This window comes from Arthrobacter sp. AG367, assembly GCF_007828995.1.
Classification (GTDB): domain Bacteria; phylum Actinomycetota; class Actinomycetes; order Actinomycetales; family Micrococcaceae; genus Arthrobacter.
Genome location: NZ_VIVE01000007.1, coordinates 160,414 through 186,424, shown reverse-complemented (window position 1 = coordinate 186,424; position 26,011 = coordinate 160,414). Strand labels below are relative to the sequence as shown.

The 26,011-nt window shown below is 66.3% G+C and carries 26 protein-coding genes; 10 read left to right on the top strand and 16 right to left on the bottom strand.

Features of this window, described 5'->3' with window-relative positions; genetic code table 11:
- Positions 1-158 precede the first annotated feature (158 nt).
- Positions 159-1,277 (top strand): alanine dehydrogenase, encoded by a 1,119-nt coding sequence (gene ald, locus FB478_RS17125; RefSeq protein WP_026265840.1) that lies wholly within the window; start codon positions 159-161, stop codon positions 1,275-1,277.
- Positions 1,278-1,361: 84 nt separating this feature from the next.
- Here the strand turns inward: ald and FB478_RS17120 are convergent, their stop codons facing one another.
- The 7 genes from FB478_RS17120 to FB478_RS17095 form a co-directional block, all read right to left on the bottom strand.
- Positions 1,362-2,423, bottom strand: coding sequence for a Gfo/Idh/MocA family oxidoreductase (locus tag FB478_RS17120; protein ID WP_144601165.1), 1,062 nt, complete (start codon positions 2,421-2,423; stop codon positions 1,362-1,364).
- A 124-nt stretch (positions 2,424-2,547) separates the two neighbouring features.
- Positions 2,548-4,263: an ABC transporter family substrate-binding protein gene (locus FB478_RS17115; RefSeq protein ID WP_144601164.1), complete on the bottom strand. Its 1,716-nt coding sequence runs from the start codon at positions 4,261-4,263 to the stop codon at positions 2,548-2,550.
- Positions 4,264-4,312: 49 nt separating this feature from the next.
- The gene (locus FB478_RS17110; RefSeq protein ID WP_144601163.1) at positions 4,313-6,511 is read right to left on the bottom strand and encodes an ABC transporter ATP-binding protein; all 2,199 of its coding nucleotides are present in this window, start codon (positions 6,509-6,511) and stop codon (positions 4,313-4,315) included.
- The gene (locus FB478_RS17105) at positions 6,508-7,497 is read right to left on the bottom strand and encodes an ABC transporter permease (protein ID WP_018769746.1); all 990 of its coding nucleotides are present in this window, start codon (positions 7,495-7,497) and stop codon (positions 6,508-6,510) included. The genes FB478_RS17110 and FB478_RS17105 overlap by 4 nt, the downstream gene beginning before the upstream one ends.
- Positions 7,498-7,499: 2 nt before the next feature.
- Positions 7,500-8,483: an ABC transporter permease gene (locus FB478_RS17100; protein WP_018769747.1), complete on the bottom strand. Its 984-nt coding sequence runs from the start codon at positions 8,481-8,483 to the stop codon at positions 7,500-7,502.
- A 90-nt stretch (positions 8,484-8,573) separates the two neighbouring features.
- A complete protein-coding gene (locus FB478_RS21415; protein ID WP_018769748.1) occupies positions 8,574-8,702 on the bottom strand; it encodes a hypothetical protein in 129 nt (42 codons plus the stop codon).
- Positions 8,703-8,838: 136 nt separating this feature from the next.
- Positions 8,839-9,450 (bottom strand): TetR/AcrR family transcriptional regulator, encoded by a 612-nt coding sequence (locus tag FB478_RS17095; protein WP_395858357.1) that lies wholly within the window; start codon positions 9,448-9,450, stop codon positions 8,839-8,841.
- Between the two features lie 119 nt (positions 9,451-9,569).
- On the opposite strand from FB478_RS17095, the gene FB478_RS17090 reads away from it, so the two are divergent.
- From FB478_RS17090 to FB478_RS17070, 5 genes are all read left to right on the top strand, one after another.
- The gene (locus tag FB478_RS17090; RefSeq protein WP_018769750.1) at positions 9,570-10,127 is read left to right on the top strand and encodes an NAD(P)H-dependent oxidoreductase; all 558 of its coding nucleotides are present in this window, start codon (positions 9,570-9,572) and stop codon (positions 10,125-10,127) included.
- 317 nt (positions 10,128-10,444) lie between these two features.
- Positions 10,445-11,011, top strand: a complete 567-nt coding sequence (locus FB478_RS17085; RefSeq protein ID WP_261377435.1) for a GerMN domain-containing protein — start codon at positions 10,445-10,447, stop codon at positions 11,009-11,011.
- A 69-nt stretch (positions 11,012-11,080) separates the two neighbouring features.
- Positions 11,081-12,373, top strand: a complete 1,293-nt coding sequence (locus tag FB478_RS17080; protein WP_144601162.1) for a PLP-dependent aminotransferase family protein — start codon at positions 11,081-11,083, stop codon at positions 12,371-12,373.
- A gap of 43 nt (positions 12,374-12,416) precedes the next feature.
- Positions 12,417-12,845: a universal stress protein gene (locus FB478_RS17075; RefSeq protein WP_018769753.1), complete on the top strand. Its 429-nt coding sequence runs from the start codon at positions 12,417-12,419 to the stop codon at positions 12,843-12,845.
- A gap of 179 nt (positions 12,846-13,024) precedes the next feature.
- Entirely contained in the window at positions 13,025-13,360 is a 336-nt protein-coding gene (locus FB478_RS17070; RefSeq protein WP_018769754.1) for a hypothetical protein, read from the top strand.
- A gap of 4 nt (positions 13,361-13,364) precedes the next feature.
- Here FB478_RS17070 and FB478_RS17065 read toward each other — a convergent pair whose 3' ends face one another.
- From FB478_RS17065 to FB478_RS17045, 5 genes are all read right to left on the bottom strand, one after another.
- Entirely contained in the window at positions 13,365-13,982 is a 618-nt protein-coding gene (locus FB478_RS17065; RefSeq protein ID WP_144601161.1) for a phosphatase PAP2 family protein, read from the bottom strand.
- Between the two features lie 15 nt (positions 13,983-13,997).
- Entirely contained in the window at positions 13,998-15,467 is a 1,470-nt protein-coding gene (locus FB478_RS17060; RefSeq protein ID WP_056392469.1) for a dihydrolipoamide acetyltransferase family protein, read from the bottom strand.
- A gap of 7 nt (positions 15,468-15,474) precedes the next feature.
- Positions 15,475-16,455, bottom strand: a complete 981-nt coding sequence (locus tag FB478_RS17055) for an alpha-ketoacid dehydrogenase subunit beta (protein ID WP_018769758.1) — start codon at positions 16,453-16,455, stop codon at positions 15,475-15,477.
- Positions 16,455-17,687 carry a pyruvate dehydrogenase (acetyl-transferring) E1 component subunit alpha gene (gene pdhA, locus FB478_RS17050; protein ID WP_144601160.1) on the bottom strand — a complete coding sequence of 411 codons (1,233 nt, stop codon included), beginning with the start codon at positions 17,685-17,687 and terminating at the stop codon, positions 16,455-16,457. Before pdhA ends, FB478_RS17055 begins: the two co-directional genes overlap by 1 nt.
- A 150-nt stretch (positions 17,688-17,837) precedes the next feature.
- A complete protein-coding gene (locus FB478_RS17045; RefSeq protein WP_186447826.1) occupies positions 17,838-18,956 on the bottom strand; it encodes a histidinol-phosphate transaminase in 1,119 nt (372 codons plus the stop codon).
- A gap of 105 nt (positions 18,957-19,061) precedes the next feature.
- On the opposite strand from FB478_RS17045, the gene FB478_RS17040 reads away from it, so the two are divergent.
- Both FB478_RS17040 and FB478_RS17035 read left to right on the top strand, forming a co-directional pair.
- Positions 19,062-19,487, top strand: a complete 426-nt coding sequence (locus FB478_RS17040; RefSeq protein WP_018769761.1) for a phage holin family protein — start codon at positions 19,062-19,064, stop codon at positions 19,485-19,487.
- Between the two features lie 195 nt (positions 19,488-19,682).
- Entirely contained in the window at positions 19,683-20,591 is a 909-nt protein-coding gene (locus FB478_RS17035) for a hypothetical protein (RefSeq protein WP_261377434.1), read from the top strand.
- 31 nt (positions 20,592-20,622) lie between these two features.
- Here FB478_RS17035 and FB478_RS17030 read toward each other — a convergent pair whose 3' ends face one another.
- Positions 20,623-21,969 carry a hypothetical protein gene (locus FB478_RS17030; RefSeq protein ID WP_223993108.1) on the bottom strand — a complete coding sequence of 449 codons (1,347 nt, stop codon included), beginning with the start codon at positions 21,967-21,969 and terminating at the stop codon, positions 20,623-20,625.
- Positions 21,969-22,271, bottom strand: coding sequence for a hypothetical protein (locus FB478_RS17025; RefSeq protein WP_018769764.1), 303 nt, complete (start codon positions 22,269-22,271; stop codon positions 21,969-21,971). The genes FB478_RS17030 and FB478_RS17025 overlap by 1 nt, the downstream gene beginning before the upstream one ends.
- Before the next feature lie 167 nt (positions 22,272-22,438).
- Here FB478_RS17025 and purB point away from each other — a divergent pair, with 167 nt between their 5' ends.
- Positions 22,439-23,881: an adenylosuccinate lyase gene (purB, locus tag FB478_RS17020; RefSeq protein ID WP_018769765.1), complete on the top strand. Its 1,443-nt coding sequence runs from the start codon at positions 22,439-22,441 to the stop codon at positions 23,879-23,881.
- A gap of 133 nt (positions 23,882-24,014) precedes the next feature.
- Complete coding sequence (locus FB478_RS17015; protein ID WP_018769766.1) at positions 24,015-24,692, top strand: histidine phosphatase family protein; 678 nt, start codon at positions 24,015-24,017, stop codon at positions 24,690-24,692.
- On the opposite strand, the gene FB478_RS17010 is transcribed toward FB478_RS17015, so the two are convergent.
- Positions 24,689-25,681, bottom strand: coding sequence for a serine/threonine-protein kinase (locus tag FB478_RS17010; protein ID WP_144601158.1), 993 nt, complete (start codon positions 25,679-25,681; stop codon positions 24,689-24,691). The two genes, FB478_RS17015 and FB478_RS17010, sit on opposite strands and share 4 nt — an antisense overlap.
- Complete coding sequence (locus FB478_RS17005; protein WP_134164888.1) at positions 25,678-25,998, bottom strand: hypothetical protein; 321 nt, start codon at positions 25,996-25,998, stop codon at positions 25,678-25,680. The genes FB478_RS17010 and FB478_RS17005 overlap by 4 nt, the downstream gene beginning before the upstream one ends.
- Between the last annotated feature and the right edge of the window lie 13 nt (positions 25,999-26,011).

Genomic DNA, 26,011 nt, shown 5'->3' with positions numbered 1-26,011 from the left:
CTGTCGAGCGCTGAAGCGTCAAAACCGCGGAATCACGGGGGTCCTTGGCATGGCTGCAAGCCCGCTCCGTGTCACGTGGCTCACAGCCGGATTTATCGTTGAAACACGAAATCCTTTCCGTTTTTTCGGCCCACCGGCCCCGCACACTGGAGCAGACGATGATCATCGGCGTCCCCAAAGAAATCAAGAACAACGAGTTCCGCGTGGCCATCACCGCGGCCGGAGTCCACGAATTCCGCACCCACGGACACACCGTCCTGGTGGAGCGCGGTGCCGGCCTGGGCTCAGGCATTACCGATGAGGAATACTCGATCGCGGGCGCCGAGATCGTTAACGAGGCGGACGATGTCTGGGCCCGTGCCGACATGGTGATGAAGGTCAAGGAGCCCATCAAGTCCGAGTACCACCGCTTCCGCAAGGGCCTGATCCTCTTCACCTACCTGCACCTGGCTGCCGAGCCGGAACTCACCCGCGAACTCATCAACTCCGGCGTCACCGCCATCGCCTACGAAACGGTGCAGGAAGGCCGCTCGCTGCCGCTGCTGGCCCCGATGTCCGAGGTTGCCGGCCGCCTCTCCGTCCAGGTGGGTGCCACCTCGCTGATGGCTCCGGCCGGCGGCAAGGGCGTCCTGCTGGGCGGCGTTCCCGGCGTGCGTCCCGCCAAAGTGGTGGTCCTGGGCGCCGGTGTTGCCGGCACCAACGCCGCAGCCATGGCCCTGGGCCTGGGTGCCGACGTCACCATCCTGGACATCAACATCAACCGCCTGCGCGAACTGGACGCCCAGTACCAGGGACGGCTGAAGACGGTTGCCTCCAACAAGTACGAGATCGAAAAGTCAGTGGTGGACGCCGACCTGGTGATCGGTTCCGTCCTGATCCCGGGCGCCAAGGCCCCCAAGCTGGTCACCAACGACCTCGTGGCCCGGATGAAGCCCGGCTCGGTCCTGGTGGACATCGCGGTGGACCAGGGCGGCTGCTTCGAGGACACGCACCCCACCACGCACCAGGAACCCACGTACAAGGTGCACAACACCATCTTCTACTGCGTGGCCAACATGCCCGGCGCCGTGCCCAACACCTCCACCTACGCGCTGACCAACGTCACCCTGCGCTACGCCGTGTCCCTGGCCAACCTGGGGGTCAGGGCCGCCTTCGACCGCGACCCCGCCCTCGCCGCAGGCCTGAACATCGCCGCCGGCCACGTGGCACACCACTCCGTGTCCGAAGCCCACAACCTGCCCCTCGTCAAGGACTGGCACGAACTGGTCTCCGCGTAAGCCCCTCCGTCGATTGCTCCTACTCGCCCTTTTGAGCCCTCAAAACGGCGTCTACGGGGGCCCTGTGGGGAGCAATCGACGGGCCTAGGCCAGTTCGCGCGCTTTTTCCATGATTTTCAGGACCGCGACCGCGTCTTCCGGGTCTACCGGGAGGGGACGGGCCGACGCGGTGCCGCCGTCGAGGATCTTGTCCGCCAGGATCCGGTAGAACTCGGGGTACGCGCCGCGTTCGGTGGGGAGCCGGTCCAGGTGGCCGTCGCGGCCCAAGTGGCCGGCCCACTCCGGCGCCTCCTGGCCGTAGGCGGGATCCAGGGGGCTGCCGCCGGCCGCCATGTAGGGCTCCTGGGGGTCCACACCGTTCTTGGTGAAGCCGCCTATCGAGCCCAGCACCCGGAAGCGCGGACCCTGCTGCGCGCACAGCATGTTCATGGTCAGGTGGCTGGTCACCCCCGAATCGTGCCGCAGGACCAGGAAGACGTCATCATCCGTCCGCTCATCCGAGCGCCGCGCCTTCAGCTCGGCGTGGAGCACGGCGGCCGGGCCGAACAGCTGCAGCGCCTGGTCGATCAGGTGGCTGCCAAGATCAAACAGGATGCCTCCCCCGTCGACGGCTGTGGCCCGGGCCTTCCAGGCTTTGCTGATGGCCGGGGACCAGCGTTCGAAACGCGACTCGAACCGGGTGACGCTTCCCAGCGACTGCGCGGCCAGCAGCTTTCGCAGCGTGAGGAAGTCCCCGTCCCACCGCCGGTTGTGGAACACCGAGAGCACGCGGCCCAGCTGCCGCGCCAGGTCGATCAGTTCCTGCCCCTGCCCGCTGGTGACCGCAAAGGGCTTGTCCACCACCACGTCCAGCCCCGCTTCCAACGCTGCCTTGGCCAGCGAATGATGCGTCGCGGGCGGCGTCGCCAGGACCACCAGGTCAAGGTCGGCTGCCCGCTTAAGGACGGCGGCACCGTCCCGCATTACCTCCACCCCTGGAAGCCTGGATGAGGCAGCCGCCCTCCGCCCGGCGTCGGACGTGGCCACGGCGTCCAGCGAGTAGCTGCTGTTGGCCGCGAGCAACGGCGCGTGGAACACGCTGCCGGCAAGCCCGTAGCCGACGACGGCGGTACGGATGGTGCGGGGGTTGCCTTCAGTTCCGGTCATGGAACCAACGCTACCCCTGGCGTGGCGACGTCGAACAAGATCCGCACAACGCCGAAAGACGGCACCCCTGGTGACCAGGGGTGCCGTCTTTCGGCGTTGTGCGGCTACTGCCGCGGGAGGGACGTTACTTCTTTTCCCAGCCGATGGTGGTCCAGTCCGGAACCTGCGAGAGGCTCTTGAAGAGGGACGGGCCGTAGTTGGCCAGGCCGGTGCGGACGAAGGAGATCTGCGGGCCGTTGAAGACCACGCCCATGGAGTAGTACTTGGCCATGTGCTCCTTCTCCACATCCATGGCTGCCTTGTTGCGGGCGGCGTTGTCCTCGATCGAGGCGAGGTCGGCAATCTTCTTGTCCAGCTCGGCGTCGCCCAGCTTGTTCTCGTTGGTCTTGGAGTCGTAGTACTGCTTGACGGCATCGGTGGCGTCCGGACCAACCGTGTAGCCGGAGATGCTCAGGTCGAACTCACGGCTGCCCAGGACCTTGCCGAAGTCGGCGGAGGCGCGCTGGTCAATCCCGACATCCATGCCGCCGGCCTGGAGCTGCTTCTGGAGCGTCTGGGCCACTGCCAGGGTGGTGGGGTCGTCGCCAAAGTTGCTGATCTTGAAGGCGGCGGGCTTGCCGTCCTTCTCCATGATCCCGTTGGCGTTGGCCGTGTAGCCGGCGTCGGTGAGGACCTTCTTGGCGGCGTCCGCGCCGGTTTCCTTGACCGGGTAGTTGTCCTGGTAGTAGTCCGAGAACGGCAGGAGCATCATGGAACCGGAGCTGGGCTCCTCCCAGTTCAACCCGTTGAAGCGGACCTTGCGCAGGGCTTCACGGTCGACGGCGGCGAAGATGGCCTTGCGGACGTTGACGTCGGTGATGCGCTGGGCGTTCAGGTTCAGGCCGCCGGCAAACAGCCGCTGGCCGCGGCGGATGTCGGAGTCCTTGGTGCCGTCCAGCTGCTTGTAGAGGGAGATGGTGTTGGCCGACATCGCGTCAATCTCGGCGTTCTTGAACGCGGCGATCTGGGCGCTGGTTTCCAGCTGCCGGAAGGTCACGTTGGCAAGGACCGGCTTCTGGCCCCACCACTTGTCGTTCGGCACCATGGTGACGGTCTTGGCGGCGGTGTCGTACTGGTCCAGCTTGAAGGGACCTGCCATCCATTCGGGGTGCAGGTTGCCGTTGAAGCCCTCATTGAAGATTTCGGGGGTGTTGACGGCGGGGTGGATGAGTCCGAAGAACAGCGAATCCACCGGGAAGACCGGCTGGCTGGTCTTGACGATGACTTCCTTGTCGTTGCTGCCCGCTTCGACGGAGTCAACGAACTCGTAGGCGCCCGAGCTGACGATGTCGTAGCCGGCATCCGGGCTCTTGAGGATGTTCCAGGTGTTCTTGAAGGCCTTGACGTCGATCGGGGTGCCGTCGTTGTAGGTGGCCTTGGGGTTCACCTTGATGGTGATGGTCTGCTTGCCGTCCTTGACCACGCTGTCCACTGACTCGCAGAAATCCGTGTTCGGCGTGACCTTGCCCTTGAAGTCCACCTTCCAGCAGCCGCCCATGCCGCCGCCGTTCATGGCGACCGGGTTCATGGGAACCTGCAGCGCTGAGTTGTCCGCACTGTTGCCGTTGTTGGAGAACCCGTTGAAGTCCGGCCCGATGTTGCCCAACGGAAGGGTGACCTTGCCGCCCTGCTGCAGGTCGGCAGCCGGCTTCTCGTTGATGCTGATCAGCTTGGCCAGGTCGCTTCCCGATGCCTGTGCCTTGGCCGTTTCGGGGCCGCTGGCACCGCCACCGCCGCAGGCCGTCAGCGCCAGGGCCGCAGCAACAGCTGCAGCTCCGCCGATCCTGTTCAGTTTCCTCATGGTTTTCCCTTCATTGGTGCGAGTGGTGGTGCGTGTGGGTCGAGAAGTCCTAGGGCGCATGGTGGTCCGCCGGTTCGTGGACCACCAGCATGTCCTCATCCAGTTCCCCATCCGGAAAGAAGCAGGCGAACTGCTGGTCCGCGGCGGATGCCGCAGCTTCCAGGGGCGGTTCCAGGGTGAGGCACTTTTCCTGCTTGGCCGGCGGCAACGCCGCGAAGACAGGACAACGGGTGGCGAAGTTGCAGCCTTTGGGTGCCTGCAGCGGCGAGGGCAGGTCACCCTGCAGGATGATGCGTTCGCGGGTGCGTTCCAGCTGGGGGTCCGGAACGGGAATGGCGGAGAGGAGCGCGCGGGTGTAAGGGTGCCGGGGGTTGTCGAACACCCGGTCCACGGCACCGATCTCCACGATTTTGCCCAAGTACATCACCGCCACCCGGTTGGAGATGTGGCGCACCACGGAGAGGTCGTGCGCCACCAGCAGGTAGCTCAGGCCCAGTTCGGCGCGCAGGTGGTCCAGGAGGTTGATCACGCCGGCCTGGACCGATACGTCCAGGGCGGAGACGGGTTCGTCCAAAACCACCAGCTTGGGGTTCACGGCCAACGCCCGGGCGATCCCGATCCGCTGGCGCTGGCCGCCGGAGAACTGGTTGGGGAAGCGGTTGACGTGGTCCGGCTGCAGGCCCACGAGCTTCATTAGCTCCATGATCCGCTTCCTGGTGGCCGCCCGGTCCATGCCCGCGTTCTGCAGGGGTTCGGCAAGGACCTCGTACACCGTGAACCGGGGATCCAGGGCGCCGGTGGGATCCTGGAACACCATCTGGAGCTCGCGGCGCATCCTGGCTTTGGTCTTTGCGTCGGCAGCCTGCTTGTTGCTGAGCCCGCCGATCACCACCTCGCCGTCCTGGTCCGGATGGAACTCCATGATCTCCAGGAGCGTGGTGGTCTTTCCCGATCCGGACTCGCCCACGATGGAGAAGCATTCACCTTCGCGGATATCAAAGGTCACGCCGTCCACGGCCTTGACCGTGCCGATCCTGCGCTTGATCAAGGCGCCCCTGGTCAGCGGGAAATGCTTCCGCACGTCCTTGAGCTTCAGCACGGTGTCCCGCTGGGCACGGGGGATGGCGTCGAAGCGGGACACAGGCACCGGCGGGGCGGCGAACACGTCGTGGACATCCACAGTTCCGCCCAGCGATCCGGACTTGATGCAGGCGGCACGGTGCAGTGCGCCGCCGTCGACGGGTGCGAGGGCGGGCTCGCCGTCAAGGCAGGCCTCCGAGGCAAGGGGGCAGCGGGGTGCGAACGAGCATCCGGTGGGGGCGTGGAGCAGGTTGGGCGGCATTCCCTCGATGGGGACGAGCGAGGATTTCTCCGCCACGTCCACCCGGGGCACGGCGCCCAGCAGGCCCATGGTGTAGGGCATCCGCGGGTTGTAGTAGATGTCGTCCACGGCACCGGTTTCCACCGGCTTGCCCGCGTACATGACCATGATGTCGTTTGCCATCCCGGCCACCACGCCGAGGTCGTGCGTGATCATCACGACGGCGGCACCGGTCTCCTCCTGTGCCGCGTGGAGCACCTCGAGGACCTGGGCCTGGATGGTGACGTCCAGGGCCGTCGTCGGCTCGTCCGCGATCAGGACGCGCGGGTTGTTGGCGATGGCGATGGCGATCATGACGCGCTGGCGCATGCCGCCGGAGAACTCGTGCGGGAAGGCTTTCAGCCGTTCACGGGGGCTGGGGATCCCCACCATGGCGAGAAGCTCGACGGCGCGGGCTTCCTTGGCCTTCCTGCTCATGGAGGGGTGGTGGATGGCCAGCGCTTCGATGATTTGGGTGCCCACCGTGAAGACGGGAGTAAGGGAGGAGAGGGGGTCCTGGAACACCATGGCAAGGTCGTTCCCGCGGAATTGGCACATGGCCTTGTCGCTCAGCCCCAGCAGTTCCCTGCCGTTGAGCCGGACGGAGCCGGAGACCTGGGCCGCGGGCGGGAGGAGTCCCATGATGGCCAGCGAGGTGACCGATTTGCCGGAGCCTGATTCACCAACGATCCCCAGGGTCTTGCCGGGCATCAGGTCGAAGTCGACGCCCCTGACGGCGTGGACAACGCCGTTCTCTGAACTGAAGCGGACATTCAGGTCGCGGACGGACAGCACTGCGTCGGCAGGGGCGTGCAGTCCTGCCACGTGCAGGCGCTCTACGTCCGACCGGGCGGGTTCCATGGCTCCGGTGGTGGTTTCGCTGCTCATGCCGTCTTCTTTTCCGCGGGGATGGTCCGGGCTTTGGCCTTCCTGGCCTTGCCGGTGGAACTGGAGCTGGGGTCGAAGGCGTCCCGCAGGCCGTCGTTCATCATGGCCAGCGAGCCGGTCAGGAGGAACATGACGGTCAGCGGTACCCAGAACATCCAGGGGAAGGTCTGCACCTGGGAGGTGGCACCGCCGATCAGGACGCCGAGGCTCACGTCCGGGACCTTGATCCCGATGCCGATGAAGGAAAAGGCCACCTCGGCGAGGATGGCCGCCGTGACCCCGCGGGTGATGTCCAGGATCAGCAGCGAGCCGATGTTCGGAACCAGGTGGCGCCAGACGATCCGCCGCGGCGGCACGCCCATGTACTGGGCGGCCTTGACGAAGTCACGCTGCATGAGGGACATGGACATGGAACGGATCAGGCGGGCCGTCCCCATCCAGCTGAATACCAGCAGCACGATGATGAGCAGCAGCCATGAGGGAAGGTCCCGCTTGAGGCCCGCAGCGCCGCCGCTGGTGGCGACGGCCACCACCAGGAGTGCCGGCATCATGATCAGGGCCTCCAGGATGAACAGCATCACCTTGTCCACCTTGCCGCCGAAGTAGGCCATGCTGCAGCCGTAGACGGCGGCGATCAGGACCGATACGAGGCCTACCACCAGGCCAATCAGGATGGAGATCCTGGTGCCCTCGACGGTCATGGCGTAGAGATCGATTCCGGCCTGGGACGTACCGAGGAAGTGGTCGGCCGATGGCGGCATTCCGATGTTGAAGGGGTCGATGGTTTCCTTGTCCCACGGGGTGAAGAATCCCCCGATGAACGAGAAAACCGTCAGGGCCAGGAAGATGGCCAGGCCCGCCACTGCGGTCCTGTTCCGCAGGAAGCGGCGGAAGATAATGGTGTTTTTGCCGATGACGACGTCGGCGCTCTCCAGGTGCGCGTCCTGCGCCACGGCTGCCGGGTCAACGGCGTTCAGGTTGGTCATGGCTACTGCACCCGCACTCTCGGGTCGACAAGCGTGGTGGCGAAGTCCGCCAGGATGGCGCCCAGGGCGAAGATCACGGAGCCGTAGGCCAGGGTGGCCGTGGCGGCGTTGACGTCCTGCAGCGAGATGGCATCAATGCTCCAGGAGCCAACACCCGGCCAGGCAAAGATCTTTTCGGCAAAGAAGCCGCCGGCGAAGATGGCCGGGATGGTGAACGCGATGCTCTGGGCCACCGGAATGAAGGAGACGCGGAGGGCGTGCCGGGCGATTGCCTGGTTCCGGCTGAGCCCCTTGGCCCGGGCGGTGCGGACAAAGTCGGCGTTCACGTTGTCCAGCAGGTACTGCCGCTGCGCAATCTGGTAGGCGCCCCAGCCCACGAGTGTGATGGCCACCGTAGGCACCACGTAATGCGCGGCCAGGTCCATGGCCTGGGGCCAGCCGGCCGCTACGCCCGGTGTGGAGATGCCGGTGACGAAGAAGATCCGGTCCCCCACGGACTCATTGATGTTGATGGCTCCCAGCTGAACCAGGAAGTACGCGATGGGCGCGGGCACGATGTATGCGAGGTAGCTGTAGGACGTGATGACGCGGTCCTGGAACTTGTACTGCCGTGCGGCCGAATAGACGCCGAGCGCGACGCCGATAACCAGGGTAAGGATGATGGACGCCAGGAAGAGCCGGGTGGAGATCCAGACGCGGTCCCCAAACTCGGCGTTGATGTAGGCGCCGTTGGGGCTCCGGCCCCAGTCCCAGCGGGTGACGATCCCGGTGAGCCAGTCAACGTAGCGCTCCCACGGGCTGAGGTCCGGGTCCAAGCCTTTCAGCCGCATGGAGTTGGCCACCTGCTCCGGGGTGGGCCGGGGGATGCGTTCCTGCTCGAGCAGCGCCGGCTTGAGCGAGCTGACAGCCAGGAAGTATCCGGCGGATGTGGTGAGGAAGATCATCACCACATACGTGAGGCCGCGTTTGGCGAGGTACTTGAGCATGGGGCTATTTCTTTGGCCGCGCCGCCGGATGCTGGACGGAGGAACACTCCAATGTCCGATGTCGTGCCGTGCCGCTGGCCAAGTCAACCATCACTGCTGGATCCTTCCGTCGTCCCCGGACAAGCACGGGTTGTGCCGCCTCACCGGGTTCTGCACCAGCGGGTAGCTGGCCTCCCGCAGCCCCATGGGCAGGTCCTGGTGGACTATGTCGCGGGTCACATTCCAGAGGAAACTATCACAAGCATTCACCGGAAAAGCGCCGCAATCCCCCGAAATCAGGCGGGCCGTATCAGATCGTTATGAATAGTTCTGTGAAGTTGGTTTGACTGGACGCAAGGGCGTTCCACCGCGTAATCTACGCGCCGCCCGCCACGCGTGTGACAAGATCGCGCCAGGAAGTTGCCAGCCGTTCACTGGTGACCCCATGTTCGCGGACAAGGTGCAGGAGCCGCTCGGGGTCCAGGCTGGCATTAAGGGATCCGGCCATCAGCCACGGTTCGGGGGACTCGAAGCCGCCTTCGCGCAGGAGCATCTCCACGTGCCGGTTCCAGAGGGCGGCGGCCGGGACGTCAAACCTGCTGCGGGAGGCGTGTCCGGCAGCGAGGACCAGGTCGCCGTATTCCAGTACGTAAGCGATCCGCTCGGTGCCAAAGGCGATGAGCCGGTCCAGCGGCGCAGCCCCTGGGCCCAGGGGCGGCGGGCCGAACAGGACGCGGGCCTGGAAGGCGGCCTCCGAATCGTTCAGCAATGTCAGCATCAGTCCGGCGCGGCTGCCGAAGCGGCGGAAGACCGTGCCCTTGCCCACCCCGGCGTGCCCGGCCAGGCGGTCCATGGTGAGCGCCGCCGCTCCGCCCTGCGCAATCAGCTCCCGGGCAGCCAGCAGGAGACGTTCCCGGTTCCGGGCAGCGTCGCTGCGTTCCGCGGCCGTTACCGGGGTCATTCCCGGCCGCACTGGGATGGAACTCACACAGACAGTGTAGCCACCGGGAATATAAGCGGACTGCGGTCCGTTTAGTACGGTGAAGGCTCCATGAGCCTCTGTTCACCCGAACGCGGTCCCCGCCGCGACCCTAGCCAGGAGATTCCATGACCAAGAGCACAGTCCTTACCCTTGTCGGCAGCCTCCGCGCCGAGTCCACCAACCAGAAGCTGGCGGAAGCCATCCAGCTCAACGCGCCCGAGCAGGTGGACGTGGTGATCCACGAGAGCCTGGGCAACATCCCCTTTTACAACGAGGACCTGGACGTGGAAGGCCAGGTCCCGGCTGCCGCCGCGGCACTGCGCGCCGCCGCCGAAGAGGCCGACACCCTCCTGCTGGTCACCCCCGAACACAACGGCACCGTTCCCGCCGCCCTGAAAAACGCCATTGACTGGCTGTCCCGCCCCTTCGGTGCCGGGGCCCTGGCGGGCAAGCCGACCGCCGTCGTCGGTACAGCATTTGGCCAGTACGGCGGCGTGTGGGCCCAGGACGAGGCACGCAAGGCCGCCGGCATCGCCGGCGCGCAGATCCTCGACGACGTCAAGCTGGCCGTCCCGGGCTCCATGGTCCGCTTCGCCGAGGTCCACCCGAAGGACGACGCCGAAATCGTGGAGCAGATCAAGGGCATCTTCGACACCCTGGCCGCCGCAGCACCGGCAGCCTAACCTCCCGCGCCACTTGGCAGCTTAGGGAGCCCGGCAGCGCCCGGCATGCAGCTTTGCATGCCGGGCGCTGCCGGCTTAAGGGGCACTTCCCAGCCGTGACCAACTCTTGTCCCAACCGGTACCTTCCGGACATCTGCGCGGACCAGGGCCGCCGTAGCGTTAATCCACTGGACCTACCGGATGGGATTGCGTGCCGCATGGCAAAGAGACGGAGTTGGGGCGGCGGGGGCAGCGGCAGCCTGGCAGCGGCAGCAGGGTGCCTTGCGCTGCTGCTCAGCGCTTGCAGCGCCCCTCTCCCCCAACCGGAAGGGCCATCCGTGCCTGCCACCGGCGGAAATGCCGGAACCAGCGCAGCGCCGCTGGCCCTCCTTCCGGCGACGATGGAAAGCAGCCCTCCGGGGGAGGAGCAAGGAAGACCGGCCGGAAGGCCGCAAAGTACGCCCCAGGCAGCGGCACCCGCAGGTCCCCGGGCCAGCGCCGCCGCCACGGCCCCGCCGGTAACGGCCTACTTCGTGATGGTGGACGACGGCGGGAGGCACGGTATCCGCTTTGGCTGCAATGACAGCCTGGTCGCCTCCGCCCCACTCGCCGGCGCCGGGGATGGCCGGCTGAAGGCTGCAATCGCTGCCCTCCTTGACGGCGGACAGCAGCCGGATGGACTGTACAACGCGCTGGGCGGCTCCAGGCTGAAGTTCCTGTCCGGCAGCTTTGACGGCACAACGGTCACGGTCTACCTGGCGGGCGCGCTGAAGCCCGGCGGAACCTGCGACCTTCCGCGCATTGACGCCCAGCTCACCCAGACCGCCCTTGAGGCAGTGGGTGCAGTCCGGGCTGATATCTACATCAACGGAAAGACCCTGGCGGACTCCCTGAAACTGAAGTAGCCGGCCGCCGGTAAATCAGTAATAAACATATGTTGCTTTTAGCGCAACAACTGGCTGTATCCTGACTCTGTGACCCACGAGACACTTGACACCGCGGCAGGCACGCTGCCGGCGGAAGCCATTGATGCAATCGAGCGGGCGGCAACGTCGGCACACCGGCACGAGGAACTGTTCTCCGAGCGCGCGGCGAACATCCGGCAGTCGGCGGTGAGGGATGTCTTCGACATCTCCATGCGGCCCGGCTTGGTGTCGCTGGCGGGGGGAAGCCCGTACCTGCAGTCGCTCCCCCTGGACCGGCTCGCAGCCACGGCGGCGAAAATCATCGCGGAGGACGGCCTTACCGCCCTCCAGTACGGGGCCGGGCAGGGCACAGCGGAACTCCGGGCACAGATCTGCGATGTCATGGCTGCAGAAGGAATCCTGGATGCCCGTCCGCAGAACGTGGTGATCACCGCAGGTTCCCAGTCCGCCCAGGACGTTGCCACCAAGCTGTTCTGCAATCCGGGCGACGTGGTGCTGGTGGAGGACCCCACCTACGTGGGCGCACTGAACACGTTCGAGGCGTACCAGGTCCAGGTGGAGACCGTGGAGATGGACCAGTACGGCCTGGTTCCGGAACTGCTGGAGGCGCGGATCGCCGCCCTGCAGCTGGCGGGCAGGAGCATCAAGTTCCTCTACACCATCCCCAACTTCAACAATCCATCCGGCACCACCCTGGCCAGGGAACGCCGGCAGCAGGTGGTCGATATATGCCGCAGGGCGAATATCCTTGTCCTCGAGGACAACCCTTATGGCCTGCTCCGCTTCGAGGGGGAGCCCTTGGCTCCCTTACGGGCCGCAAACCCAGACGATGTCATCTATTTGGGATCATTCTCCAAGATCTTCGCGCCCGGCCTGCGCATTGGCTGGGCCCTCGTGCCGGAGCACCTGCAGCGCCGCTACTACCTGGCCGCCGAAGCCGTGACGCTCTGCCCGCCCGCCCTGAACCAGATGCTTGTCTCGGCCTACCTGCGCGACTACGACTGGAAGGGACAGATCGAGACCTACCGCCGGCTGTACGCCGAGCGCTGCCGCGCCATGCTGGCCGCCCTCAGGGAATACATGCCCGCGGGAACCACCTGGACCAACCCGCAGGGCGGCTTCTTCGTCTGGGTGACGCTGCCGGAGGGTGTTGATACCTACCCATTGCTGCACAAGGCGATCGATGCCGGCGTCGTGTTTATCCCCGGCGCCGCCTTCACGCCGTCGGACGAACCGTCCAATAAGCTCAGGCTCGCCTTCAGCGCCGTACCACCCGATGCCATCGCCGAGGGAGTGCGCCGGTTGGCGCCGGTGCTGCAGGAAGCCATCGCCGCGCTGTAGCGTAAGCCACACGAGTGCCGAAACCTAGCAAAGGAGCATGCATATGGCTGGAATCATCGTTGTAGGGGTTGACGGCAGCGAGACGGCGAAGAAGGCGGCGCAGTCAGCCAGGGACCTGGCTGCGGCCCTGGGCGCTTCCCTGCACGTCGTGTCCGCCTTCGACAGCGACCGGACCGAGGTGTTCGGCAGCGGCAGCGACCGCTGGATCGTCTCCGACGCGGACGCCGCGGAGCAGGTGGCCCGGACGGTGGCGGAATCGCTGGGCCGCGACATCACGGTGACGTATTCGGCAGCGCGCGGGCGCCCGGCCGACGCCCTCATCAAGGAAGCCATCCGCATGGACGCCAGGATCATCGTGGTGGGCAACCGGCGCATGCACGGCATCGGGCGCGTCCTTGGCAGCGTGGCCAACAGCGTTGCCCACAACGCACCCTGCGACGTGTACATCGCCAACACCTACGACGCCGACTGAACCGTCAGGACCGGCCGCCGGCGTAACGCCGGACACTCCCCGTGGTGGTGCATGTCGCTGCGGGGGGTGTCCGTTCTCACCGGCTGAAACCGGTTTCGCTGCGTTCTCCAACGATAAAATTGGAAAAGGCCCCAAAGGCGTGGACATTGACAAATCCACCCCCATCGAAGGGCTCCCCCTTGATCACCTTGCAGCGCCGGCAGCTCGTTGGCCACGACATCCTCCTGGCCCGCCACGGAAACCACATCTCCTCCATGCGCGTGGACCGGAGCAACGGCAGGGTAGTTGCGCTGCTTGACGACGGCAGCCTGGACAGCGCCCCCAACCTGATCGCGCCGGGACTCGAGCTTCCCCAGACCGTGCGGAGCGTCCTGCGCGAGGACTGGAAGCTGCTGGGCGCCTGGGCCGGGATGGCGGCCCTGATGGGCGGCCTGATGACCGCAGCCGCTGTGGTTCTGGGAACCACAGCTGATCCTGCCCTGCTTGAGGCCCTCACGGCCTACTCCGCGTACTAGGCGTTCAGCCCACCAGCCAGCCCTGGAGCAGCCACCAGATCCCGGCCATCACCACTCCGCCAAAGAGCGAACCTGCCACCACCTGCCCCGGGGTATGCGCCCGCAGGACAACGCGTGACCAGCCCACCGCCGGAACCAGGAGCAGCAGCGGGGCCCAGGCCGCGCCAAGCATCAGCACCAATACGACGGCGGCACAGGACACTGCAGCGGCATGGCCGCTCATTTTCCAGAACGGGCTGACGACTGCCAGCACGGCCACGCCGCCCACCACCGCCAGGACCATGGCGGTCACGCTCTGCGGGGCGTTCACGGTGTCCAGCACCAGCAGCCCCACGGCAATGCAGGCCAGCGCCATCAGCAGCACCGGGGCGCGCTGCCTCCGGTCGCTCACATGATGGTCCGTCACCTTCCCCAGCCTGACCAGCACCAGCAGCACCACAAGCGGAAGCACGCACACAAAGAGGGCCGCCAGCGCCCCGTAACCCATGGTCCCGGGGAATCCTGCCTCCGTCAGGGGGCTGATCAACAGCTGGATGCTCACCACCACCGGCGGCTGGAAGACCTCAGTCAGCCACCTGGCGGTGCGGTTCCTGGCCCGGATTGAGCCGCTGCTTACCGTCACGTCCTGGTCCGGGCCCTAGTCCAGCAGGAGCGCGGGCTCTTCCAGGATGGCTGCGACGTCGGCCATGAAGCGTGCGGACAGGTCACCATCCACCACGCGGTGGTCGAAGGATCCTCCCAAGGTGGTGATCCAGCGGGGAATCACCTCACCGTCCAGGACCCAGGGCTTTTGCTTGATGGTTCCGAAAGCAACGATGGCCACCTCGCCCGGGTTGATGATGGGCGTGCCGGTGTCGATGCCCAGGGCACCGATGTTGGTGATGGTGAGCGTGCCGCCCTGCATCTCGGCCGGCTGGGTCTTCCCGGCCCTGGCGGTGGTGGCCAGGTTGTTCAGCGCCAGCGCCAGCTCCTTCAGGGACAGGTCCTGGGCATTCTTGATGTTCGGGACCATCAGGCCGCGCGGGGTTGCGGCGGCAATCCCCAGGTTCATGAAGTGCTTGACATGGATTTCAGCGGTGTCGGAGTCTTCGTTGTCCACCCACGACGCGTTCACGCTGGGGTTCCGGGCCGCGGCCCAGATGACGGCCTTGGCCAGGATGAGCAGCGGCGAGACCTTGATGCCCTCGAAGTCCCGGGAGGCCTTGAGCCGCTTGACGAATTCCATGGTGCGGCTGGCATCCACGTCCACGAAGATGCTGACGTGCGGCGCTGCGAAGGCGGATTCCACCATCGCCTTTGCGGTGGCCTTGCGGACGCCCTTGACCGGAATCCGCTCCACGCGCTGGTCCTGCGGCTTTCCGGCCTTGCCCCAGAAGCCGTCCGCCTTGTCCAGCTCGGCATCGCGCTGAGACTGGTAGCTGACCAGGTCCTCGCGCGTTACTTCACCCCGTGAACCGGTGGCAACAACATCTGCCAGGTCGATGCCCAGGTCACGGGCAATTTTCCGGACGGGCGGCTTGGCCAGGACCCGGTTGACCAGGCCCGTGATGGTGCCGCCAAGGGTAGGACGGTTGTCGACGGCGGCGGGTTCGGTGGCGGACACTGCAGCCGGCGTGCCCGGCTGGACAGGTTCAACCTGCGGGGCATTGACCGTCACGGCAGCGGCCGGCGCCGTTTTCCGCGGGCGCCGCTTGACCGCGTCGGCCTTGGGGCCGGACCCCACCAGCGGGCCGGCGGCCGGGGCACTTCCGCCAGCGCCGCCGTCGGCCGTTGTGTCCACTGCCGCATCCTGCGGGAGCTTGCCGTAGAGCGGCTGCACTGGTGCTTCCGGTGCACGGACGTCAGCGGGTGTGGGATCGCCGGACACGTGGTCGCTGACGCTGATGATGGCCGTGCCGACGTCCACGGTCACCCCTTCCCCCACCAGCAGTTCGGTGACCGTCCCGGCGAACGGGGACGGCAGTTCCACGATGGACTTGGCGGTTTCGATCTCGCAGAGGACGTCATTGATGGCGACGGCGTCGCCCGGCTTGACCTTCCAGGAGACGATTTCCGCTTCGGTGAGGCCCTCGCCGACATCGGGCAGGTTGAACTTGTTCAGGGTCATGGTGTCCTCAGTAGGAGAGGGCGCGGTCCAGCGCCTCCAGGATGCGGTCGATGTCCGGAAGGTAGTCTTCCTCCACCTTGGCAACGGGATAGGGCATGTGGAATCCGCCAACGCGGATCACCGGGGCCTCGAGCGAATGGAAGGCACGTTCACTGATGCGGGCGGCGATTTCGCCGCCGATTCCACCGAAGGTGGGCGCCTCGTGCGCCACGATCAGCCGTCCGGTCTTCTGGACGGAGGCGGTGACGGTGTCGAAATCGATCGGCGAGATGGACCGGAGGTCGATGACCTCAACGCTCCTGCCGTCCTCCGCCGCGGCGTTGGCGGCCGCAAGCGCCACGGGAACCAGGGGGCCGTAGGCAACAATGGTGGCATCAGTACCCTCACGCAGCACGTGGGCCTTGAAGGGGTCCTCCGAGGGGCCCGGAGCGTCAACGTCGACGTCGCCCTTGAGCCAGTAGCGCCGCTTGGGTTCGAAGATGATCACCGGGTCCTGGCATTCCACGGCCTGCTGGATCATCCAGTAGGCGTCGTGCGGGTTGGAAGGGGTGATGATGCGCAGGCCTGCCGTGTGCGCGAACAGCGCCTCGGGGGACTCGGAGTGGTGCTCCACGGAGCCGATGCCGCCGCCGTACGGGATGCGGATGACGACGGGAACCGTAAGGTTGCCGTGGCTGCGGGCGTGCATCTTGGCCAGCTGGGTGGTGATCTGGTTGAAGCCGGGGAAGACGAAGCCGTCGAACTGGATCTCGCAGACGGGGCTGTAGCCGCGCAGGGCCAGGCCGATGGCGGTGCCGATGATGCCGGATTCGGCCAGCGGGGTGTCCACCACGCGGTCCGGGCCGAACTCGCCGATCAGCCCGTCGGTCACCCGGTACACACCACCCAGGGGACCAATGTCCTCGCCCATCAGCAGCGACTTGGGGTTTGCCGCCAGGGTGGCCCGGAGGCCCTCGTTGATGGCCTTGGCAATGGTCATGGTGGTCATCAGTGGCCTGCCTTTGCTTCCTGCGCGGCGGCTTCTTCCTCGCCGGCGAATCCTGCGCTGTACTCCTCGAACCATGCCAGTTCCTCGGCCACCAGCGGATGCGCCTGGGCATAGACGTTGGCGAAGGCCTGCCGGATGTCCGGGTTTTCAAGATCATGGGCGGTGCGCCGGACATACGCGGCCAGCTCGTCGCCGTCGGCCTTGACCTTGGCGAAGAAGTCGCCGTCCGCCAGGCCTTCGGCACGCAGGTACTTCTCGAGCCGTGTCAGCGGATCCTTGGCCCGCCAGGCGTCTTCTTCCGTCGACGGGCGGTACTTCGTGGGGTCGTCGGCGGTGGTGTGCGCGCCCACCCGGTAGGTGAAGGCCTCGATCAGGACGGGTCCGTTGCCCTGGCGGGCATGCTCCAGGGCCCATTCGGTGACTGCATGCACGGCGATCACGTCGTTGCCGTCCACCCGGATCCCCGGGAAACCATAGCCCTTGGCGCGGTTGGACAGCGGAACCCGGGTCTGGACGTTGGTGGGTACGGAGATGGCCCAGTGGTTGTTCTGGCAGAAGAACACCACCGGCGCCTTGTAGGAGGAGGCGAACACCATGGACTCGTGCACGTCACCTTCCGAGCTGGCGCCGTCACCGAAGTAGGCGATGACGGCGGCGTTCGGCTGCTCGTTGGCCGCATCCGTGGCGGCGGCGAGCTTCTGGTCGCGCTGGATCCCCATCGCGTAGCCCACGGCGTGGAGGGTCTGGGCAGCCAGGACCAGGGTGTACAGGTGGAAGTTGGTGTCCTTGGGGTTCCAGCCGCCGTTGGAAACTCCGCGGAACTGGCGCAGGAGTTCGGCCAGGTCCACGTTGCGGGTCAGCGCGACGCCGTGCTCCCGGTACGTGGGGAAAATGTAGTCCTGCGGCTGGCTGGCACGGCCCGAGCCAATCTGCGCTGCCTCCTGGCCGGTCAACGGTACCCACAGTGCCAGTTGGCCCTGGCGCTGGAGGGCGGTGGCTTCAATATCGAACCGGCGGATAGCGGCCATGTCCCCATACAGCCCACGCAGGTCCTCCGGGGTCAGTTTGTCCGCGTAGCCGCTGAAGACCGGATCGCTGCCGAGCTTCCCGTCGGGGCCGAGCAGCTGCACCATCTGGGCCGCGGGCTCGCCCATGACGGCTTCAGCATCGGCTTCCCGCTGATCGTCTACCGCTGTTCCGTCGAACTCGGTGGAAGGCAGATGAGTGCCCATACCGTCTCCTTGCTTGCCGCATCCGGATGCAATGCAAATGTCGCTGGGATATATGCCTCAAAAGGAATACATTCCCCTTGCGGCATATACATTGGCTTACTGATCCTAACTTTATCTTCGGTAAGTAGCGGGAGGGCTACTTGTTAAGTGCTAGGAAGTTGCCGGTGCCTTTGTATAGTCGGCACACAACTGGAGGAACCGGGTGTTGGCCTCGGGTTCCCCGATACTGACCCGGACGCCCTCCCCGGGGAAGGCCCGCACGGAGAGGGCACGCGTCCCCGCCAGCTCCGCAAAGGCTGAACTTTCAGCACCGAGTGCCAGCCATACGAAGTTGCCCTGGGCATCCGGGATGGCCCATCCGAGCTCCTTCAGGCCGGCGGTTACCCGCGCCCGCTCGTCCACGAGCTTTTGTACCCTTTCCACAACCTGGGCGTAATTCCCAAGGGAAACAATTGCTGCGTCCTCGGCAATTTGGGACACGGCGAACGGGGTGGCGGCAACGCGGAGGTACTGCGTCAGTTCCGGTTGGGAGACGCTGTAGCCCACCCGAAGGCCGGCCAGTCCGTGGGCTTTGGAGAAGGTCCGCAAAACCACCACGTTGGGGTATTTGCGGTAGAGGTCGATCCCCTCAACGGCGTCCTGGGCCCTGACGAACTCCTGGTAGGCCTCGTCGATGACCACCACCACGTCCGCCGGCACGGAACGGATAAAGGCTTCGGTTTCAGCAGCGCCGAGTGCCGGGCCCGTGGGATTGTTGGGCGTGCAGAGAAGGATGACTTTGGTGCGGGCCGTCACTGCAGCCGCCATCGCTTCCAGGTCATGCCGTCCGTCCGCGGTCACGGGGATGCGCACGCTTTCCGCACCTGCCAGTCCCACGCTGATGGGGTATGCCTCAAAGGAACGCCACGCATAGATGACCTCGTCCGCCTTGCCGTCCTCGTTCTGGCCCGCAAAGGCAGCCAGAATCTGGTTCAGTGCGCCCAGGCTCCCGGCGCCGGTGACGATGTCCTCGGCGGGCACGCCAAGGAATTCCGCCAGCGCCGCGCGGAGCCTGCTGCTCAGCGGATCCGGGTACCGGTTGAAGTCCCGCTGCCGGGCGATCGCCTCGAGGACGGCCGGAATCGGGGGCAGCGGGTTCTCGTTGGACGACAGCTTGTAGCTGGCCAGCCCGCTGACGGCGGCCGGTGGCTTTCCTGCAGCGTAGCGGGGCAGCCGCTCCAGCACCGGGCGGGGTGCAATGCCGCCTGCCCTGGTCTCAGATGAGGTCATGGCTTCTAGCCTACTTCCAAGCCCCCACGGGAATCGGGGGACCATGCACCGAAATTCAGGGCACGCTGCCGGCCGCACATCAGCACCGTGTGGAAGCATGGTGCCATGGGTTCATTCATCCTCCGGGTCATCGTCAATGCCGCAGCTCTTTGGGTGGCCAGCTGGATCCTGCCGGGCATGGACATCTCCAGCACGGCGGCATCGGATGCCGTGGCCCGCAGTGGTATTTCACAGGACACCGATGCCATCGGGATCGTCCTGGCCTACCTCTTCATCGGCCTCATCTTCGGGGTGGTGAACGCCTTCGTGCGGCCGCTGGTCAGACTCCTGGCGCTTCCCATCACCATCCTGACCCTGGGCCTGTTCGCGATCGTCATCAACGCGGCCATGCTGTACCTGACAGCCTGGATCAGCGGCTACACACCGGTGCACCTCACTATCGATTCCTTCTTCTGGACCGCCGTCCTGGCGGCGATCATCATCTCCCTGGTCTCACTGGTGGCAGGTTTGCTCCCGGGCGGCAGGCGCTGACCCCCGGTCCGGGATCCAGCCTCTAAGTAGGAAGGCGGGCGGAAACAGGTACCCGGCAGGTGCCGTTTCGCCACCCAGCTCCCAAAACAGCAGTACCCGCCACCCATGACCCCTGCCGGACGGGCCGCTTAGGCTGCGAACCGGGGCCTCCAGAGGCCCTGTTGCTGTCAGTTCCGGACCACGGGGGGCCCACGCATGAAGCCCATGAGATTCCTGCTTGCCGCCTGCCTGCTTTTGGCGTGGCAGGCAGGCCCTGCACACGCAGATGCCGAAACAGGGCCGGCACCGCGGAGCATGACCGCGCTTGGCAACGACATCTCCTGGCCCCAGTGCGGCGCAGACCTCCCCGCACCCCCGTCATTCGCAATCGTGGGCGTCAACGGGGGACGGCCGGACACCGTCAACCCATGCCTGGCTGCCCAACTGGCGTGGGCGGACCAGACGTCGGATGCCGCCGGGGGAACTCCGGCGGCGGTGTACGTGAACACCGCCGCAACAGGACCGGTGGAGTCGGTGTGGTGGCCTGCGAGCAACAGCTACCGTGGCATAGACGTCAGCAACCCCTACGGAGTGTGTGACGGCACGGGGGCACCTGCCTGCGCCTACGTCCACGGGTACGCCATGGCCGCCAATGACGTTGCCATCCTGAAGGATTCCGGCGCCGGGGAGCTGCGGCGCATGTGGTGGCTGGATGTTGAAACCGGAAACAGCTGGCTGTGGGACAAGAGCGCCAATGCTGCGGAGCTGGAGGGCATGACCGCGTTCCTGGAGGGCACTGGCTTGGACGTGGGGATCTATTCCACCGGTTATCAATTCGGTGAAATTGTGGGGGAAGTGGGCCCCGGCAGCAACCTCTACCGGCTGAGGAACTGGCTGGCGGGTGCGGAATCCACGGACTCTGCCCGCGAATACTGCTCGGCTTCCCCCCTGGCGCCGGGCGGGACCGTCACGCTGACCCAGTTCACCGAAGGCGACCTGGACTACAACTACCGGTGCACAGCCGCCGTGCCGGCGCCGGCCCCGAAGCCCGCCCCGCAGCCGGACCCGCAGGGAAAGACGCGCACCAAGAGGTTCGCGGAAATGCACGCCGCCCAGATCTCCTGAGGGCCTGCCCTGCTTTGGCTGGATGCAAGTTTTACCTGGCACCCGGCTGCGGCCGCCCCGAAAAGGGGTCCCTGCGTTCCCTGGGAAGAGGAGGCGGTGGCGGCTTGGACAGGGAAAACCTGGTGGCAGTGGCAGCACCGCCGGCACCCAGGACCCCGCCCAGCACCGCCGTGGACTGGGCCAGGGACGGGTCCTTGCTGGCGCCCACCAGGCGGGCTGCCTCCTCATAGCCGGTGAGGCGGTGGCCCGGCCCCAGTCCGGCGTCTTCTCCCCCGCGCACGTAGAGGTCGTTGTTCACGGTCACCGTGACCTGGTTCCTGGCATCCCGGTTGTCCAGGCCATCGCTGCCGGGCACCCAGTCCGTGCGGTGTTCCAGGTGAAGAGTGCTGACATCGGGGGGAGGCGTTATGCGCGAAATGGGCGATCCCGCAGTCAGGACGTATTTCATGTCGTACTCCTTGAGGAACTCCTTGTCCGCCGCCAGGTTCATGGCATGGATTCCGCCCTGGCTGTACCCCACCGCAACGACGTCCGCTCCCGGCTCGGCGCCGGCCTCCCGGAGTGCCTGCAGGACTGCGGCATTCACCTGCCGGGAATTGCTGCCCAGGCCGTCGACGATTCCGGCAAGATCGAACGGGTTGGTGCCTTCGTCTTCGTCATGGACCTGGGTTCCCGGAACCACCACCACGTAGGCCTTTCCGCCTCCGTTGTCCACCTCGATGACTTCGATGTAGCCACTGCCGCGCTCCTCCACCAGCCTGACCCGTTCAAGCAGCCCGGCGGGGGTGGCGTCGAGGTCGATGGGCACGCGCTCTTCCTGCCTGGCCGTCACCGGGCCCGGACGCAGCGCGGGGTTGACGCCTTCGACCAGAGACTTGATCAAGGGAAGGGTGGTGACGGCATTGGCCACCAGCATCTCCATGGCATCCCCATTGAGGAATCCCGTCCGCCAGAAGTCCACATGCTTCCGGAGCTCAACGTCCGGATTCGACAGGCCCAGCATCCACTGCGTGTGGGCAATGGATTCGGCCATCTGGTAATCCCACCTGCAGCTCCGTACCTGGCCGCTGATCCGCTGGAGCTCCAGCCGGACCCTGAGGACCGCCTCCCTTGACTCCCCCACCGCAATAAGCGCTGCAGTCCCCGTGGTTCGCGGCTGGTTCTGGTACTCACCAAGCTCCCGCCAGACCGTGAAAAGCTCCGCCTCGATGGCGGCGAGACGGCCGGCGAGTCCATCGAGCTTCGCGGCCCCCGCATCCAGTTCCTCCAGCTGGACGGTGATTCCACCCACGCCACCGGAAATGGTCAGGATGCCGTCCGGGGGCGGTGGTGAAACGTGGATGGGACCTCCTGAACCGGAGGGCGTCACATCGGCCATCAGAACCGGCTGCCCGGCGAGCACTCGGCCGTCAATGCCGCGCTGGCGTGCGCGGCCACCGCGGCAGACGCCTCCCGCACCCGGTCAAGCGCCCTGCGGACCGCCACCGCCTGCAGGCTGACCGAATCGCGGTATGCCTGCCCGGCAGGTGATTCCCAGTTCGCCAACTGGATCTCGTGGAATCCTGCGAGCACCTCTTCCGCCGTGTGACAGCACTGCGCCACCCTTCGCCCCAGTTCCTGGACTTCAAGGCTGACGCCCAGCCCGTTGCCCCATATCCCGTCCGTCAGATCGTTCCCCATGCCAGCTCCCCGTCACGGCCTTCCCGGCCAGATGTTTCGCCATCTCCCTGCTGTGTCCAACGCTAGGCAGGCAGCCCCCGCGGGGTAAGCACCGCCGTCGGCTATGTGGACAAGTAACGTGGCCGCCCGGCTTAAGGCGGTGCCGGACTTCATGAAAGAATCAGCACATGCCTGAAACTGCCGCCACAGCTGATACCCGTACGCCCTCAGGACGCCTGGCCCTCGCCGCGTCATCGGAAAAAATCGCGCTCGGACCCCTGGACGGCCGTTACCAGTCCGCCGTCGCCCCCCTCGTGGACTACCTGTCCGAGGCCGCCCTGAACCGCGACCGGGTGGCTGTGGAAGTTGAATGGCTCATCCACCTGACCAGCAACAACGTCCTGCCGGGAGCCGGTCCCCTCAGCAAGGAGCAGCAGGACCAGCTCCGCGCCATCGTCACCGAATTCGACGCCGCCTCGGTAGCCGAACTCGCAGAGATCGAGGCCGTCACCGTCCATGACGTGAAGGCCGTGGAGTACTACATCGGCCGCCGGCTGCCCGCTATCGGCATCGAAAACCTGACCGCCATGGTCCACTTCGGCTGCACTTCCGAGGACATCAACAACCTTTCCTACGCGCTGGGCATCAAGGGCGCCGTGAAGGATGTGTGGCTGCCCGCCGCCCGCGCCCTGGTGGAACAGATCAGCAGGATGGCGGAAGACAACCGCGCCGTCCCCATGCTGTCCCGGACCCACGGCCAGCCGGCCACGCCCACCACCCTGGGCAAGGAGCTGGCTGTCATCGCGCACCGCCTGACCCGCCAGCTGGACCGGATCGAAAAGACGCAGTACCTGGGCAAGATCAACGGTGCCACGGGCACCTACGCCGCGCACGTGGCCTCCGTCCCGGGCGCTGACTGGCAGCAGGTGTCCCAGACCTTCGTGGAGGGGCTGGGCCTGACCTGGAACCCGCTGACCACGCAGATCGAGAGCCACGACTGGCAGGCAGAGCTCTACGCCGACGTGGCACGCTTCAACCGCATCCTGCACAACGTCTGCACGGATATCTGGAGCTACATCTCCATCGGCTACTTCGCCCAGATTCCGGTGGCCGGCGCGACGGGTTCGTCCACCATGCCGCACAAGGTGAACCCCATCCGCTTCGAGAACGCCGAGGCCAACCTGGAGATCTCCAACGGCCTGCTGGACACCCTGGGCGCGACGCTGGTCACCTCCCGCTGGCAGCGCGACCTGACCGACTCCTCCAGCCAGCGCAACATCGGCGTGGCATTCGGCCATTCCCTTCTCGCCATCTCCAACGTGGCCAAGGGCCTGGAGCGCCTGGACGTTGCCGGGGACGTGCTGGCAGCGGACCTGGACACCAACTGGGAAGTGCTGGGTGAAGCCATCCAGATGGTCATGCGCGCGGAGGCGATTGCCGGCGTCGAAGGCATGGAGAACCCGTACGAGCGCCTCAAGGACCTCACCCGCGGCCAGCGCGTCGACGCAGCGCGCATGCGCGAGTTCGTTCAGGGACTGGGCCTTTCCCCAGATGCCGAGGCACGCCTCCTTGCCCTTACCCCGGGCAAGTACACGGGCATCGCTGACCAGCTGGTGGACCACCTGAAGTAGGCTCCGCACCAACGCAGAAGATTACGACGGCGGCGCCGGGCTCCCCAGGGCCCGGCGCCTTTCTGCGACCCCGGCGATGTGACGCCCGTTCCGGCCGTACGCCGGCAGCATTCCGGAGTGCGAAACTGGGACCATGAAGTTGCTCCTGATCCGCCACGGCGAAACCCCCGGCAACGTGCTGGGCCAGCTTGATACCGACCATCCCGGCCCTGGGCTGACCGAACTGGGCGAGCGCCAGGCGGAGGCCATGGCGCGGGCCCTGGCCAACGAACGCATCGGGGCCCTCTACGCCTCAACGCTGATCAGGACCCAGATCACCGCCGCCCCGCTGGCGCGGCTGCAGACCCTCGATGTCGAAGTGCTGGAAGGGCTGCACGAAATCGAGGCCGGATCGCTGGAGAAGCTCACCGACCACGAATCCCACAAGCGCTACATGGGGACGGTCATCTCCTGGGCCGCCGGGGACCTGGATCTCCGCATGCCGGCGGGTCCGGACGGCCACGCCTTCTTCGAACGGTTTGACGGTGCCATCGCCCGGGTGGTGGAGCGGGCCGAACATCACCAGCACGGCACCGTTGCGGTCGTCAGCCATGGTGCAGCCATCCGCACGTGGGCCGGGTTGCGGGCCGACGGCGTTGACCACGAGTTCGCCGCCCGTCATGTCCTTGCCAATACCGGGATCGTGGCGTTGGAGGGCGACCTGCGTGCCGGCTGGAACCTGATCCATTGGGACGGCAGCCCGGTGGGCGGCCTCGCCCTGGCGGACCCGACCGCCGAGGACCCGACAGGGCGGGACGCGGGCGCCCCCTAGACCTGCTGCCGGTGGCGCCGGGGAGAGAAGATGCGCATTGCCTTGCACGGGACGGCACCCGGCTCCACGCGCTGACTTACACGGCTGCGCTGGTCGTCCCCGCCGGGCCGGCTGTCTTGGGCCTGCACCGGGGCCGCGGGGATCAGCCGTGCTGCCATCGCCGCGGCGCTTGCCGCCGTCGGCCGTTCGACGGGATCCATGGCTGTCAGGGACCGCAGCAGGATGGCCCATTCACCGAGGTGGTCCGGAACATCCGGTGACCGCAGGGTCCTGGCCACAAGGGATTCGATGGCGGTGCCCGGAAACGCCTTGGAGCCGGTGAGAAGCTCCAGCAGGACCAGGCCCATGGCGTACACATCCCAGGAGGGGTCAGCCGTGCCGCCGGAGGCCTGCTCGGGGCTCATGTAATGCACGGTGCCGGAGGAAATTCCGGGCTCGGGAGCCGACCCCGCCGCGGCGGCGATTCCAAAATCGATGATCCGGACCGGACTCCTGCGCAGCCCGCTCAGCATCAGGTTGGCAGGCTTGATGTCCCGGTGCACAAGCCCGCTGGAGTGAAGGTGCGCCAGTGCACGGAAGAAACCCTGTGCCCAGAGTGCAACATCCCCGGGCCCCGAATTCTGCAGCCGGATGGTTTCGGCCAGGCTCGCGCCCAACGCAAGTTCCTCCACCAGAAAGGGGCGCCCGGAATGGCGCCCGCCGTCGGGCATGACGCCCTGGGCCAGCAGCCGCACGATGGACGGGTGGTTGAGCCCCGCCAGCACGCTTGCTTCATTGCGGATGCGCTGGTGCTGCTTCCGGCCGTTGACTGCCGCGATCTTGACTGCGGCATCAGGACCGCCCTCCAGGTCAACCGCACGGAAGACTTCGGCAGCGGACCCGCGGCCCAGGCGTTCCCTGAGCTGGTAGCGCCCGGCAATGAGACCGTCCGGGCCAGGTTTCTGCGGGCTGAGCGGCAGTACAGGCGCTGCCGTCCCGGCGATGCTCATGCTGAAAGGGCAGCGGAGGTGTGCGTGGCGCGGACATCGGCCGGCTGCCAGGCATCCAGCTGGAATCCGCAGGCGCAGCGCCACACGGGCGGAAGCTCCGTACCCCCTGCGTCGGCCGGCGTGAAGGTGTAGCTGGCGCGGTGCCATCCCACAGCCGGCGTCACGAGCTGCATGGCGGCACCACAGTGGACTGCCGGATCTCCCTGCGGCGCAGTGGTGCCGTCCAAGGTGGATTCCAGCAGGTCGCTTGTCAGGACCGCCCCGGCCAAGCGGGGTTCAGGCGGTGAAACTTCGGTGAAAGTAACCAACACACTCACGACTCCGTTGGGA